This window comes from Roseateles sp. P2_H4, from assembly GCF_056403315.1.
In genome coordinates this window covers 114,642-127,606 of sequence record NZ_JBFUFR010000007.1, presented here as the reverse complement: position 1 = coordinate 127,606, position 12,965 = coordinate 114,642, and the positions used below count along the sequence as shown (strand labels likewise).

Annotated in this window: 13 protein-coding genes; 6 read left to right on the top strand and 7 right to left on the bottom strand. The window is 69.5% G+C overall.

The window, feature by feature from the left end:
* Window positions 1-241: 241 nt before the first annotated feature.
* Window positions 242-400, top strand: a complete 159-nt coding sequence (locus tag AC1DW3_RS07675) for a hypothetical protein (protein WP_477930163.1) — start codon at window positions 242-244, stop codon at window positions 398-400.
* A 246-nt stretch (window positions 401-646) separates the two neighbouring features.
* Here AC1DW3_RS07675 and AC1DW3_RS07670 read toward each other — a convergent pair whose 3' ends face one another.
* Window positions 647-1,582: a LysR family transcriptional regulator gene (locus AC1DW3_RS07670; RefSeq protein ID WP_477930161.1), complete on the bottom strand. Its 936-nt coding sequence runs from the start codon at window positions 1,580-1,582 to the stop codon at window positions 647-649.
* Window positions 1,583-1,665: 83 nt separating this feature from the next.
* Between AC1DW3_RS07670 and AC1DW3_RS07665 the strand changes: the two genes are divergently transcribed.
* The 4 genes from AC1DW3_RS07665 to AC1DW3_RS07650 all read left to right on the top strand — a co-directional run bounded on the left by AC1DW3_RS07665 (window position 1,666) and on the right by AC1DW3_RS07650 (window position 8,360).
* Window positions 1,666-2,451: an alpha/beta hydrolase fold domain-containing protein gene (locus AC1DW3_RS07665; protein WP_477930159.1), complete on the top strand. Its 786-nt coding sequence runs from the start codon at window positions 1,666-1,668 to the stop codon at window positions 2,449-2,451.
* A gap of 27 nt (window positions 2,452-2,478) precedes the next feature.
* The gene (locus tag AC1DW3_RS07660) at window positions 2,479-3,684 is read left to right on the top strand and encodes an efflux RND transporter periplasmic adaptor subunit (RefSeq protein WP_477930157.1); all 1,206 of its coding nucleotides are present in this window, start codon (window positions 2,479-2,481) and stop codon (window positions 3,682-3,684) included.
* Window positions 3,685-3,759: 75 nt separating this feature from the next.
* Window positions 3,760-6,984, top strand: a complete 3,225-nt coding sequence (locus AC1DW3_RS07655) for an efflux RND transporter permease subunit (RefSeq protein WP_477930155.1) — start codon at window positions 3,760-3,762, stop codon at window positions 6,982-6,984.
* Between the two features lie 8 nt (window positions 6,985-6,992).
* The gene (locus AC1DW3_RS07650) at window positions 6,993-8,360 is read left to right on the top strand and encodes an efflux transporter outer membrane subunit (protein ID WP_477930153.1); all 1,368 of its coding nucleotides are present in this window, start codon (window positions 6,993-6,995) and stop codon (window positions 8,358-8,360) included.
* Here AC1DW3_RS07650 and AC1DW3_RS07645 read toward each other — a convergent pair.
* The 3 genes from AC1DW3_RS07645 to AC1DW3_RS07635 form a co-directional block, all read right to left on the bottom strand.
* Complete coding sequence (locus AC1DW3_RS07645) at window positions 8,347-9,015, bottom strand: GNAT family N-acetyltransferase (protein ID WP_477930151.1); 669 nt, start codon at window positions 9,013-9,015, stop codon at window positions 8,347-8,349. The genes AC1DW3_RS07650 and AC1DW3_RS07645 overlap by 14 nt on opposite strands.
* Entirely contained in the window at window positions 9,012-9,488 is a 477-nt protein-coding gene (locus AC1DW3_RS07640; RefSeq protein ID WP_477930149.1) for a MarR family winged helix-turn-helix transcriptional regulator, read from the bottom strand. The genes AC1DW3_RS07645 and AC1DW3_RS07640 overlap by 4 nt, the downstream gene beginning before the upstream one ends.
* A 171-nt stretch (window positions 9,489-9,659) precedes the next feature.
* Entirely contained in the window at window positions 9,660-9,863 is a 204-nt protein-coding gene (locus tag AC1DW3_RS07635) for a hypothetical protein (protein WP_056266871.1), read from the bottom strand.
* A 167-nt stretch (window positions 9,864-10,030) separates the two neighbouring features.
* Between AC1DW3_RS07635 and AC1DW3_RS07630 the strand changes: the two genes are divergently transcribed.
* Window positions 10,031-10,591, top strand: coding sequence for a thymidine kinase (locus tag AC1DW3_RS07630; protein ID WP_477930147.1), 561 nt, complete (start codon window positions 10,031-10,033; stop codon window positions 10,589-10,591).
* An 81-nt stretch (window positions 10,592-10,672) separates the two neighbouring features.
* Here AC1DW3_RS07630 and AC1DW3_RS07625 read toward each other — a convergent pair whose 3' ends face one another.
* The 3 genes from AC1DW3_RS07625 to AC1DW3_RS07615 all read right to left on the bottom strand — a co-directional run bounded on the left by AC1DW3_RS07625 (window position 10,673) and on the right by AC1DW3_RS07615 (window position 12,938).
* A complete protein-coding gene (locus AC1DW3_RS07625; protein ID WP_056266878.1) occupies window positions 10,673-10,909 on the bottom strand; it encodes a hypothetical protein in 237 nt (78 codons plus the stop codon).
* A 95-nt stretch (window positions 10,910-11,004) separates the two neighbouring features.
* Window positions 11,005-11,766 (bottom strand): enoyl-CoA hydratase/isomerase family protein, encoded by a 762-nt coding sequence (locus AC1DW3_RS07620; protein ID WP_477930145.1) that lies wholly within the window; start codon window positions 11,764-11,766, stop codon window positions 11,005-11,007.
* Complete coding sequence (locus AC1DW3_RS07615; protein ID WP_477930144.1) at window positions 11,763-12,938, bottom strand: hypothetical protein; 1,176 nt, start codon at window positions 12,936-12,938, stop codon at window positions 11,763-11,765. The genes AC1DW3_RS07620 and AC1DW3_RS07615 overlap by 4 nt, the downstream gene beginning before the upstream one ends.
* Window positions 12,939-12,965: the final 27 nt, after the last annotated feature.

The window sequence follows — 12,965 nt, the reverse complement described above, 5'->3', positions numbered from 1 at the left end:
GACAGTCCAACGGCGAGGAGACATTGATTGACCGGGTTGTTGAGTCGAACCCAGTGTCCAAATCTGCCCCGGAGGCTTCCAGACGGCCCCGCGGAGACTTCCTTCCGCGCCGGCGATTGTTCCGCTGACAGCAACTCGCCGTTCTACCTGGCCCGCTTTTTCTCGAGGCGCGCAATTCCTACAGTGACAACCTATCGGCACACCCCATTCCAACAAGAGGATGCCGACCAGGAGAGTCACCATGAACACCACCCGAAACCTCTTCACGCTGATCACCGCCGCGACGGCCGTCGCAGCGCTGGCGGCGGGCATGCTGCTGGCGATCAGTGCGCCTGCACCCACGGCTTCCGACTTCGGTCCGGCGGCCCTGGTGGCCAGCAGCGCGGCGGACGAGGCCTAGTCCGGATATTTCGCGGGGGACGCGGGACTGGCGTGGATGTCGGGCGTGGCGGGATGGCCCGAGACGGCCACAGCCAATGCCCGTTGGCATTGGCGAGGAGTTGAGGGCCAGCCCGGCCGGCCGGCGCCGCGCCAGCCCGCGTAGGCCCTCGATCCCAAATGGATATGGCGTTGACCGCAGGGATCGCCGTGTTGATCGGTGTTGCAGGTCGACCAGGGCCGACCTCGCGAAATATCCGGGCTCGCCTCAGCTCGTCGTACAGCGCATCTTGACGCCGCCCAGCGCCTCGCGGCCGATCAGCTCGACGACCCAGTCGACGAACACCCGCAGCTTGCTGCTGAGGTGGCGGTTGGGCGGGTAGACGACGTAGACCGGCACCGGGTCGGCGTCCCACTCCTCCAGCACCCGCACCAGCTCGCCCTTCTTCAGCAGCGGCCCGGCCATGAAGCAGGTCACCTGCACCACGCCCAGATGGGCCAGGCCGGCGTTCAGATAGGCATTGGCGTCATTGACGGCGATGACATGGTTGCCCACCACCTCCACCTCTTCGTCGCCGCGCCGGAAGGTGTCTGACATGACCTTGCCGCTGCGCGCCGAGAAATAGCCCACCATGCGGTGCGGCGCCTGGCTCAGCTCCAGCGGGTGGGCCGGCATGCCGTGGCGGCGCAGGTATTCGGGCGTCGCGCAGGTGATGAAACGGAACTCGCCGATGCGCCGCGCCACCAGGCTCTGGTCGGTCAGCTCGCCACCGCGGATCACGCAATCGATGTTGTCGCTGATCAAGTCCACCGTGCGGTCGCTGACGCCCAGTTCGATCTGGATGTCCGGGTACTTCGCATAGAAGTCCGGCAGGTGGGGAATGATCATTTCGCGGCCCACGACGCCGGGGACGTCGATGCGGATGCGCCCGCGCGGCGTCATGCGCGCCTGGCTCATGCTGCCTTCCAGCTCCTCCAGGTCGCCCAGCAAACGCATCGCGCGCTCGTAGTAGGCGGCGCCATCGGGCGTCACGGTCACGCGCCGCGTCGTGCGGTTCAGCAGCTTGGTGCGCAGATGGCCTTCCAGCGTCTGGATCAGGCGGGTGACGGTGGCCTTGGGCAGGTCCAGGGAGTCGGCGGCCTTGGTGAAGGTGCCGGCCTCGACGACCCGGACATAGGCTTGCATCGCGGAGAGTCGGTCCATGCCCTCATTGTTCCATGTGAAGGAAAAGTGAGTCACCTGAAGGGGCGTTTATCCCAAAGCCATTGATCCCTATCTTTCGGTCCATGGACAAGATCGCCTCCCCTGCCACTTTGCGCCTCGGCCCCGCGCCCGGCCTGGTGGCCCAGGTCTACACGGCACGCCGCCCGCTGGAAGGTGGCGACCGCGCCCTCTTGTTGTGGTTGCACGGCGGCAGCTTCACTGACGGTTCGCTGGAAGCCACCCAGGCGCGCGGCGAGATGCTGGCCGCGGCCGGCGCCGACGTCGTTGCGCTGAGCTACCCGCTGGCCCCTGAACACCCCTTCCCAGCCGGCCTGAGCGCTTCCTTCGAGGCCCTGCAGGCCCTGGCCGCCAAGCCGGCCAAGCTGACGGGCAGCCCGCACACCGCTCTCTTCGTCGCCGGTGAGGAAGCGGGCGGCAACCTCGCCGCCGCCCTCGCACTGATGGCCCGTGACCAGCATGCGCCCAAGCTCGCCGGCCAGTTGCTGATCTCGCCGATGCTGGATCCCCACCTCGGCAGCGCCTCCATGCGCGAGGGCGAATGCGGTGGCTGTGAATGCATCTACGCCAAGGGCTGGCAGGCCTATCTGGGTGGCAGCACACGCGCCGACCACCCCTATGCGGCGCCGCTGAACGCCAGCCGCCTGGGAGGCCTGGCGCCCGCGCTGATCCTCAGCGCTGCCGGCCACCCGCTGAACGACGAGTCGCGCCGCTATGCCATCGCCTTGCGCGAGCAGGGTGGTGCCGCCAAGGAACTGACGCTGCCCGCCATCGCGCCCGGCTATGCGCTGAATCCCATCCACGAGTTCCTGCGCGAGGCGGCCCGCCGTGCGCTGTCGCTTCCTGCCTGATTGATTGACCTTCGGAGAGAAATAGAAATGCAGTCCACCCCTCGTTTCAACCGTCGTGCCGGCTTGATCGCTGGCGCCGCCGCCCTCGTCGCCCTGGGCGCCGTGGGCTTCGCCCAGTTCGGCTCGGGCGCAGCCCTCGCCAACTCCGGCCCCGCGGCGCCACCGGCCACGCCGGTGTCCGTGGCCCAGGTCGTCAGCCAGGAGGTCTCGGCCTGGAACGAGTTCTCCGGCCGCCTGGAGGCCGTGGAGCGCGTCGATGTGCGGGCGCGCGTGTCGGGCGCCGTGCAGGCCGTGCACTTCCGCGAGGGCAGCCTCGTGAAAGCGGGCGATCTGCTGGTCACCATCGACCCTGCGCCCTACCAGGCCGAGGTGCAGCGCCTGGAAGCCCAGGTGGCCGCCGCCCAGGCCCGCGTGACCTACACGCAGAGCGAGGCCCAGCGCGCCAAGTCCCTGCTGGAAGAGCGCGCCGTGGCCCGTCGCGAGTTCGACGAGAAGGACAACGCCGCGCGTGAAGGCGCCGCCAACCTGCGCGCTGCGCAGGCCGCATTGCAGTCGGCCCAGCTCAACCTCGGCTACACCCAGGTGCGCGCCCCGGTGGCCGGCCGCGTCGGCCGGATCGAGGTGACGACGGGCAACCTCGTTGCCGCGGGCGCCGGTGCGCCGGTGCTGACCAACCTGGTGTCGGTCAGCCCCATCTACGCCAGCTTCGACGCCGACGAGAAGATCGTCAGCAGCGCGCTGGCAACCCTTCCCGCTGACCGCCGCGGCCTGGACCGCATTCCGGTCGAGATGAGCAATGGTGCGGACGCGATGACCGGCCGCCTGCAACTGGTCGACAACCAGGTGGACGCCAAGAGCGGCACGCTGCGTGTGCGCGCCGTCTTCGACAACAAGGACGGCCGCCTGCTGCCGGGCCAGTTCGCCAAGCTGCGCATGGGCCAGGCGAAGAACGAGCCGGCATTGCTGGTGAATGAGCGCGCTGTCGGCACCGACCAGGACAAGCGTTATGTCATCGTCGTCGGCGCGGGCAACCAGGCCGAATGGCGCGGCGTGACGCTGGGCGCCAACGTCAACGGCCTGCGTGTCGTGACCAGTGGCCTCAAGGGCGGCGAGCGCATCGTCGTCGGCGGCGTGCAGCGCGTCAGACCGGGTTCGGTTCTCGCGCCCAAGGACGTCGCCATGGACGCCAAGCCCGAACTCGCGGCCCAGCAAGCCGCCGCCAAGAACTCCTAAGCCCTTCCCTCACAGAAACCCCGCTCGGCGGGCCGGTTCAGCCGGCCTGCGGGCGGTGTGCTGCCGGAGCACCTCATGAATCTCTCCAAATTCTTCATCGACCGCCCCATCTTTGCGGGCGTGCTGTCGCTGCTGATCTTCATCGGCGGCCTGCTGTCGATCCGCGCGCTGCCGATTTCGGAATACCCCGACGTCGTGCCGCCCTCGGTCGTCGTGCGCGCCCAGTACCCCGGCGCCAATCCCAAGGTCATCGCCGAGACGGTGGCGACGCCGCTGGAAGAAGCCATCAACGGCATCGAGGACATGCTCTACATGAGCAGCCAGGCAACCACCGACGGCCTCATGACGCTGACCGTCAGCTTCAAGCTCGGCACCGACCCCGACAAGGCCCAGCAGCTGGTGCAGAACCGCGTCAGCCAGGCCGAGGCGCGCCTGCCCGAGGAGGTCAAGCGCCTGGGCGTGACGACGGTCAAGAGCAGTCCCGACCTGACCATGGTCGTGCACCTGACCTCGCCCAACGACCGCTACGACATGACCTATCTGCGCAACTACGCGCTGCTCAACGTCAAGGACCGCCTCGCGCGCATCCCGGGCGTGGGCCAGGTGCTGATGTTCGGCTCGGGCGACTACGCGATGCGCGTCTGGCTGGACCCGCAGAAGGTCGCCGAGCATGGCCTGTCGGCCAGTGACGTGGTGGCAGCCATCCGCGGCCAGAACGTGCAGGCCGCGGCCGGCGTCGTTGGCGCTTCCCCGGGCCTGGCGGGCATCGACCTGCAGCTGTCCGTCAATGCGCAGGGCCGCCTGCAGACGGCGGAGGAGTTCGGCGACATCATCGTCAAGACGGGCTCGACCGGTGCCGTCACGCGCCTGCGCGACCTCGGCCGCGTCGAGCTGGGTGCCAGCGAATACGCGCTGCGCTCGCTGCTGGACAACAAGTCCGCCGTGGCCGTGCCCATCTTCCAGGCCCCGGGCGGCAATGCGCTGGACATCTCCAAGAACGTCCGCGAGACCATGGCCGAGCTGAAGGCCGGCATGCCCGAGGGCGTGGAATACACCATCGTCTACGACCCGACGCAGTTCGTGCGCGCCTCCATCGAGTCGGTCATCCACACGCTGCTGGAAGCCGTCGCGCTGGTGGTGCTGGTCGTCATCCTGTTCCTGCAGACCTGGCGCGCCTCCATCATTCCGCTGCTGGCCGTGCCGGTGTCGATCATCGGCACGTTCGCCGTCATGCACGGCTTCGGCTTCTCGATCAACGCACTGAGCCTGTTCGGCCTGGTGCTGGCCATCGGCATCGTCGTGGACGACGCCATCGTGGTGGTGGAGAACGTGGAGCGCAATATCGCCGCGGGCCTGAGTCCGCGCGAAGCGACCTACCAGGCCATGCGCGAGGTGTCCGGCCCCATCATCGCCATCGCACTGACGCTGATCTCGGTGTTCGTGCCGCTGGCCTTCATCACCGGCCTGACCGGCCAGTTCTACAAGCAGTTCGCGCTGACCATCGCCATCTCGACGGTGATCTCGGCGATCAACTCGCTGACGCTGTCGCCGGCCCTGGCCGCCCTGCTGCTGAAGGACCACCACGCCCCCAAGGACGCGCTGACCCGCGGCATGGACGCCGTGCTGGGCCGCTTCTTCGGCGGCTTCAACCGGCTGTTCTCGAGCGGCTCCGCCAAGTACGGCAGCGGCGTGAAGACGCTGATGTCGCGCAAGGCCGTCATGATGGTCGTCTACCTCGTGCTCGTCGCGGCGACGGCCGGACTGTTCAAGGCCGTGCCGGGCGGCTTCGTGCCGGGCCAGGACAAGCAGTACCTGATCGGCTTTGCCCAGCTGCCCGACGGCGCGACGCTGGACCGCACCGAGGACGTCATCCGCCGCATGACCGACATCACGCTGAAGACGCCGGGTGTCGAACACGCGGTCGCCTTCCCCGGCCTGTCGATCAACGGCTTCACCAACAGCGCCAGCTCGGGCATCGTCTTCGCGACGCTCAAGCCCTTCGACGAGCGCAAGAGCAAGGACCTGTCGGCCGGTGCCATCGCAGGCAAGCTGAACGCCCAGTACGGCGCCATCGAGGACGCCTTCATCGTCATGTTCCCGCCGCCGCCCGTGCAGGGCCTGGGCACGACGGGTGGCTTCAAGCTGCAGTTGCAGGATCGCGGCGGCCTCGGCTACGAGGCCCTGGACCAGGCGCTGAAGGCCTTCATGGCCAAGGCCTACAAGACGCCTGAACTGGCCGGCCTGTTCTCGAGCTTCCAGGTCAATGTGCCGCAGCTGTTCGCCGACCTCGACCGCACCAAGGCCCGCCAGCTCGGTGTCGCCGTGACGGACGTGTTCGACACCATGCAGATCTACCTCGGCAGCCTGTATGTGAACGACTTCAACAAGTTCGGCCGCACCTACTCGGTCCGCGTGCAGGCGGATGCCGCCTACCGCGCCCGTGCCGAGGACATCGGCGCGCTGAAGGTGCGCTCGTCCACCGGCGAGATGGTGCCGCTGTCCGCGCTGATGAAGGTCACGCCCAGCTTCGGCCCCGAGCGCGCGCTGCGCTACAACGGCTTCCTGTCCGCCGACATCAACGGCGGCGCCGCGCCCGGCTTCTCGTCGGGCCAGGCCCAGGCCGCCGTCGAGCGCATCGCCGCCGAGACCCTGCCCCCGGGCATCGGCTATGAGTGGACCGACCTGACCTACCAGGAAAAGATCGCCGGCAACTCGGGTGCGTGGGTCTTCCCGCTGGCCATCCTGCTGGTCTTCCTGGTGCTGGCCGCGCAGTACGAGAGCCTGACCCTGCCCATCGCCATCCTGCTGATCGTCCCGATGGGCCTGCTGGCGGCGATGACCGGCGTGTATCTCAGCCACGGCGACAACAACGTCTTCACGCAGATCGGGCTGATCGTGCTTGTCGGATTGAGTGCGAAGAACGCCATCCTGATCGTCGAGTTCGCCCGCGAGCTGGAGTTCGCCGGCCGCACGCCGATGCAGGCGGCACTGGAGGCGGCGCGGCTGCGGCTGCGCCCCATCCTGATGACGTCGATGGCCTTCGTCATGGGCGTGCTGCCCCTGGTGCTGTCCACCGGCGCCGGCGCCGAGATGCGCCAGGCCATGGGCATCGCGGTGTTCGCCGGAATGATCGGCGTGACGCTGTTCGGCCTGTTCCTGACGCCGCTGTTCTACGTCATCGTGCGCCGCGTCACCGGCAATGCACCGCTGCGCCACCACGGTGGCCAGGTGGCATCGCCTGCGGCCCCCGCAGCTCCCGCGCAGCCCGTCATCGACGCCCTGCCGCAACGAGGAAAGTGAGCTTCCCCATGAAATTGAACCTGACCCCACTTTTTGCAGCCTTGCTGCTGGCCGGTTGCGCCTCGGTCGGCAGCGTCGACCCGGCCCAGCTGCCGCAGGCACCTGCCGCCTACAAGACGACCTCCGCGAACGGCGCAGCTGCGCTGACCGCCAGCTGGTGGCAGCCCTTCGCCGATCCGGTGCTCGACGATCTCGTCGGCCGCGCGATGGCGGCCAACACCAGCGTGCAGGCGGCGGCCAACCGCCTGGCACAGGCGCGCGCCGCGCTGGGTGGCGCCGAGGCTTCGCGGCTGCCGCAGCTGGGCGCCTCCGCAGGCGCAGGTCGCTTCGCCGATCCCGGCGCCCGTGGCGCCAACCAGTACAGCGCCGGCCTGAACCTGGCCTATGAGCTGGACCTCGGCGGCCGCCTGCTGCACGAGCGCGATGCCAGCGCCCTGGACGTCAGGGCTCGCGAGCAGCTGCTGGCCGACGCCCGCCTGCTGGTGCAGGCCAATGTCGCCCGCGGCTATCTGGCGCTGCGTGCGCTGGACGCCGAGCGCGAGATCGTCCGAGGCACCGTCGCCGCCTATGGCGAGACGCTGTCGCTGACCGAGAAGCGCGCCCGCGCCGGTGACGTGGCCGACCTCGACCTGGCCCGCGTGCGCGCCGAGCTGGCCGCCAACGAGGCCGAGGCGCTGGCGCTGGACCGCCGTCGCCTGGAACTGGAAACGGCGCTGGCGGTGCTGCTGGGCGAGCCGGCCTCCAACTTCCGCCTCGCGTCGACGGCATGGTCGACCGCCTTGCCCACGGTGCCTGCCGGCCTGCCGAGCGAGCTGCTGCAACGTCGCCCCGACCTCGCTGCCGCACGCAGCCAGCTGCAGGCCGCGCAGGCACGGGTGGGTGTGGCGCAGGCAGCCTGGTGGCCCAGCCTGTCGCTGACGGCCCAGGGCGGTGGCGTGTCCAACGAGGTGTCCAACCTGCTGAAGAGCGGTGCCAGCACCTGGGGTATCGGCCTGCTGGCGGCGCTGCCGATCTTCGACGGTGGCCGCCGCGAGGCGGGCGTCAACACGGCCAAGGCCCAGCTCGACGGCTCTGCCATCGCCTTCCGCGAGCAGTTCCTGCTGGCGCTGAAGGACGTGGAGGACCAGCTCGGTGCGCTGACGCTGCTGCAGCAACAGGGCGAGGCCAATGCCCGCGCGGTCAGCGCGGCCAGCCAGGCCCTGAAGCTGTCGGACACGCGCTACCGCAACGGCCTGGTCAGCCAGCTCGAACTGCTGGACGCGCGCCGCAGCGAGCTCGCCAACAAGCGCGCCGCGCTGCAGGTGCGCTCGGCGCAGTACCAGGCCACGGTCGGCCTGATCCGCGCGCTGGGTGGGGGCTGGGTCAGCCCCGCTTGAGGACGGCGATGTTCAGCGTCGCGCGCTGCACGAAGCCCAGGCTGTCGTAGAGCGCGATCGCGGCGGTGTTCGCCGTCCAGGCGTGCAGAAAGGCCTGCTCGCCGCGCCGCTGGATGTCGGCCGTCACCGCGGCCGACAGCCGGCGTGCCAGGCCCCGGCCACGGAAATCGGGATGGGTGCAGACGGCGCTGACCTCGACATGGCCGGGGAAGCGCATGCGCTCGCCGGCCATCGCGGCGAGCCGCCCGCCGATGCGGACGCCGATGAAGCGGCCCATGGTGTGGGTGCGGGGCAGAAAGGGCCCCGGCTCGGTCAGCGTGGCCAGGGCCAGCATGTCGGCCGCATCGGCGTCGCCGAGCAATTGCACGTCCTCGTCGGGCTCGAGTGCTTGCATCGCCACCATCTGCACGCCCAATGCCTCCTTCACGGCGACCAGCCCCGGCGGCACGGCGATGGGCGGCACCTGGGCGAGGTAGACCGCGTCATCGCCGGGCTGCACCAGCGCAGCCAGGGCGGCCAGGCTTTCCGCGCTGTCGTCACGCGCGGCGGCGAAGCGGTTGATGTCGGCCTTGAAGCGCCGCGCGCACGGGTCGCCCAGCGCCCACTGCGGCTGGTGCAGCAGGCTGGCCCAGACGGGTCGGTCGAGGTCGCTCATGGCTTCACCCGCTGCGGCAGCGGCGTCGCCACCAGCGCGTCTTCCAGCATCGCCAGCTGCCTGAGCAGATCGCCTTCCAGCCCCGCACAGGTTTCGGCCACGGCCGCCTCGATGGCGGGCCAGGCCTCGCGCTGCGAGCGCTCGACGAGCCCCCGGCCCTTGCCGCTCAGCGCCACCCGGCGCACGCGCCGGTCCTGTTCCGAAGCCTCCGACGCCACCAGGCCCTCGTCCTCCAGCCCCCGCAGGGAGCGCGTCACGACGGGCTGGCTGACGCCCACGGCCTGGCTCAGCTCGCCGACGCTCAAGGGCCCGAGCCGGTCCAGTGCCGCCAGCAGCGGGAACCAGGCCGCCGGCTGCTCGAAGCCATGCGTGGCGAGCACCACCTGGGTCTGCGCCTGCAGCGTCTCGCCAATGCGCTTGAGCCGCGTGCCCAGGCTCAGATGGCCCAACTCCCTGACAACGTCTTCGACCACGGCAACTCCTGCCATCCGATATACATACCATGCTATGCATTACGTCGCGACTTGTCCAGGGCGGGCCAAAAAGCGGGAATTCGGGTGGAGACGAGACCGCAACCGCGGCGCGCGCGGTCTTCAGCGGTCTTCCCAAGGCGGCGGCGCCTCAGCGCCGCCTAGGCGCTGCGATCAGGGCAGCGTCTTGCAGTTGGGCTTGCAGACCACCTCGTTGCGGCCAAGCAGCCGGATGGACTGCAGGCTGGCCGGCGCGCGGTGCTTGCCGCACTTGAAGCAGGAGCGGGTGTGCCCGCTGCCCAGGAAGGGCGAACCGCCGATTTTCGACTGGTAGCGCAAGCCATCCTGGCGGACCGCGGTGACGGTGTCTTTGCTCATTCTTCAGACAGGTCGGGACGAAACGTGAATTGACTCATGGCGAAGATGACAGCGCCATCTCGCAAGCCCGAGGTTGCCGCCTCCAGAAGGCAAAAACGCGGGCTTTCCCTACCTCGATCTGCGGGGTGAGCGAACGAGGACAATGCCGCTCCGCTCGAGAACACGACATGGCCAAGCTCTTTTTCCGCTACGCCGCGATGAACGCCGGCAAGTCCACCGCCCTGCTGCAGGTGGCGCACAACTACGAGGAACGCGGCCACCGGGTGCGCATCTTCACGGCGCGGTTGGACGACCGCTATGGCCATGGCTTCGTCACGTCACGCCTGGGGCCGCAGCGCCAGGCCGAGCAATTCGATGCCAGCACCGATTTCCTGTCCCTGGTTGCCGAGACCCCCGGCATCGCCTGCCTGCTGGTCGACGAGGCGCAATTCCTGTCCAAGCAGCAGGTGCAGCAGCTGCACGAGCTGGCGCATCTGCGCAATCTGCCGGCCATCTGCTACGGCCTGCGCACGGACTTCCAGGGCGAGCTCTTCCCCGGCTCGGCCACGCTGCTGGCGCTGGCCGACGAGATGGACGAGATGAAGACCATCTGCGACTGCGGCCGCAAGGCGACGATGAACATGCGGGTGGACGCCAACAACCGCAAGGTCACCGAGGGCGCCCAGGTCGAGATCGGCGGCAATGCCCGCTACCGGTCCGTCTGCGGCCGCTGCTTTCGCCAGGGGTGAATGCAAAGCGCCGCCACGGGCACGGGGCCGGTGGCGGCACTTGTCGTTCATGAACCTCGCGCGTGGCGAGGCGGCGAAGCCTTATTTGGCGGCGATCTGAGCGTCGAGTTCCTTGCAGGACGGCGAGCAGACCGGCTGGGACTTGCCCAGCAGTTTCTTGGACTTGAGCATCGCACGCGGGCGGTGCTTGCCGCAGAGGAAGCAAGACATCGTTGCTGCGCCGAAAGAAGAGGTTGCCGCGAAGGGCGAACCGGGAGCTTTGGAGCGGTAGCGCAGACCATCCGCTTCGATGGTGGTCTTGGTGGTTTCTTTGGCCACGCTGGTCCTGTCGAAGAGTGTGTGAAAAGGGGCGCCGGGCAGAGGCGCAAGCCCCGTATTTTCCACGATGTGGCGAAAGCCCCGGCCTAGGGCTTTCAACCCCCCTTGAATTGCGCCGGTCTTTTGCCCGCCCAGGCCGCCTGGCCCTCGGCGAGATCGGCCGAATCACGGGCACGCAAAACGTCCTGCGCAAGCTGCGCCGCGTCGAGCCGTCCGGCCGCAATCGCGTTCAGATGCTGCTTCATCGGCAGCAGCGCCAGCGGCGCCATGCCCAGCAGTTCCCGGGTCAGCGCCTGCAAGGCGGCGTCCAGCGTTTCGATGTCCGGCAGCAACTGGTCCAGGTAGCCGCAGCCGAGCAGGGCCGCGGCATCCAGCGTGCGCCCGGCCAGCAGCACCTGCTTGGCCGTCGCGAGGCCGAGGCGGTCGACGAAACGCTGCAGACCGCCGGCATAGAAGTGCAGGCCGATGCGCGCGGCCGGCACGAACATCTCGACGGCCGGCGCGCCGAGCCGGAAGTCGCAGGCCAGCGCGAGATCGGCCGCGCCGCCATAGACGCCACCATGCAGGCGGGCGATGGTGATGGGCCGCGCGGCTTCCAGCGCATCGGCCAGCTCCCCGAAGCGGGCGCCGGCGTCGATGGCCCCCAGCGCGACGAGATCGAAGCCGCTGCAGAAGTGCTTGCCTTCGCCGGCCAGCACGAGGACGCGCACGGCCTCGTTCGCGTTCACCTCATCGATGAGGCCGCGCAGGCAGCCGAGGTCATCCACGGCCAGCCGGTTGGCCTGGCGCGGCCGGCGCAGCGTGATGCGCGCCACACCGGCGTCGACCTCCAGCAGCGGCGCCTGCCCGCTGCTCACTCGCGCCGCCTCGCCACGTGACCCTGCAGCGCATAGGCCGCGTCGAGCCGCACCAGGTGGGCATCGCGCTCCGCCGCCACCAGCGCGTGCAGCGCACGGGCTTGCGTCGGCCTCAGGCCGGTGTCCTGGCGCAGCACGAGTTCGGCCACCAGGCCCCAGTCCGCCTCCAGCTCGGTGAACCACAGCGGGTCGTCGCCCGGCAGCTCGACGAGCAACCGCTGCAAGGCTGCAGCGCCGGTTTCGGCAGCCACCAGGGCGGCGAGTTCCGGCCAGCGGCCCAGGGGCAGGTCGGCCTGCTGCGGCGGCCAGATCGCGCACAGCCATTGCGGCGCGTGGCTGTCGACTTGCGGGCCATCCGGCGCCTGCGACACCTCCGTGCTCGCGCCCGCGACCCGGCGGGTCAGCGCCGTCCATGCCTGCGGCTGCCAGCCGGCAACCATCCTGGGGTCGGGATCGGCGCGCGGCGCGCGGGCATGGACATCCAGCACGGGTGCCTCGGCGACAGCCGGCACGGGCTGCACTTCGGGCAGCTCGATGTCGGCGATGACCTGCTGCGGATCGGGCGTGGGCGGTGGGGGCGCCACCCGCAAGTCCAGCACCGGCGCTTCGACGACCGCGGGCGGAGGTGGCACCTGGGGCAGCTTGATGTCGTCGAAGAACTGCTGCAGCTCCGGCGGGTGCGCAGGCGACCCGCCCTCGGCTTCAGGCCCGGACTCGGCGAGCGAGGGAGCTCCGGCATCCAGGACCTGCGCCTCCGCCGTGAAAAGGGGCCAGGGCACTTCGGGCGGCGGCGCAACGGCTGGCTCGATGACTTCGACAGCGGGCGGTGGCGCGGGCGGCGGTACCTCGGACAGCTCGATGTCCTCGACGTCATGCATCTCGTAGCCACGCGCCTTCAGCCGCGCCTTCTTGGCCTCGTCCGGCCCGCTGCGGCCGGCGCGCGCCAGCGACCCGAGCTCCAGGTCCAGCGGTGCCGGCGTGGGAGGACGCCAGCCGTCCAGCAGATGGGTGGGGTCGAAGGCGCCCGGCTCGGTGCCGAGCACCGGCAGCCGGGCCGGCTGGCTGCCGTCATGCAGCAGCGCGCCAAGGTCCAGGCTCTGCAGCGGCGCGCGCGCGGGTGGGCGCCAGCCGTCCAGCGCGTGGGTGGGATCGAATGCGTCGGGCTCGGCCATGGCTTTACAAGCCAGACATTGTGACGA

Excerpts from the sequence above, each read along its gene's own strand:
- AC1DW3_RS07630 (WP_477930147.1), top strand. The coding sequence starts at position 10,031 with ATGGCCAAGCTCTTTTTCCGCTACGCCGCGATGAACGCCGGCAAGTCC.
- AC1DW3_RS07660 (WP_477930157.1), top strand. The coding sequence starts at position 2,479 with ATGCAGTCCACCCCTCGTTTCAACCGTCGTGCCGGCTTGATCGCTGGC.
- AC1DW3_RS07650 (WP_477930153.1), top strand. The coding sequence starts at position 6,993 with ATGAAATTGAACCTGACCCCACTTTTTGCAGCCTTGCTGCTGGCCGGT.
- AC1DW3_RS07675 (WP_477930163.1), top strand. The coding sequence starts at position 242 with ATGAACACCACCCGAAACCTCTTCACGCTGATCACCGCCGCGACGGCC.
- AC1DW3_RS07670 (WP_477930161.1), bottom strand. The coding sequence starts at position 1,582 with ATGGACCGACTCTCCGCGATGCAAGCCTATGTCCGGGTCGTCGAGGCC.
- AC1DW3_RS07635 (WP_056266871.1), bottom strand. The coding sequence starts at position 9,863 with ATGAGCAAAGACACCGTCACCGCGGTCCGCCAGGATGGCTTGCGCTAC.
- AC1DW3_RS07665 (WP_477930159.1), top strand. The coding sequence starts at position 1,666 with ATGGACAAGATCGCCTCCCCTGCCACTTTGCGCCTCGGCCCCGCGCCC.
- AC1DW3_RS07655 (WP_477930155.1), top strand. The coding sequence starts at position 3,760 with ATGAATCTCTCCAAATTCTTCATCGACCGCCCCATCTTTGCGGGCGTG.
- AC1DW3_RS07615 (WP_477930144.1), bottom strand. The coding sequence starts at position 12,938 with ATGGCCGAGCCCGACGCATTCGATCCCACCCACGCGCTGGACGGCTGG.
- AC1DW3_RS07645 (WP_477930151.1), bottom strand. The coding sequence starts at position 9,015 with ATGAGCGACCTCGACCGACCCGTCTGGGCCAGCCTGCTGCACCAGCCG.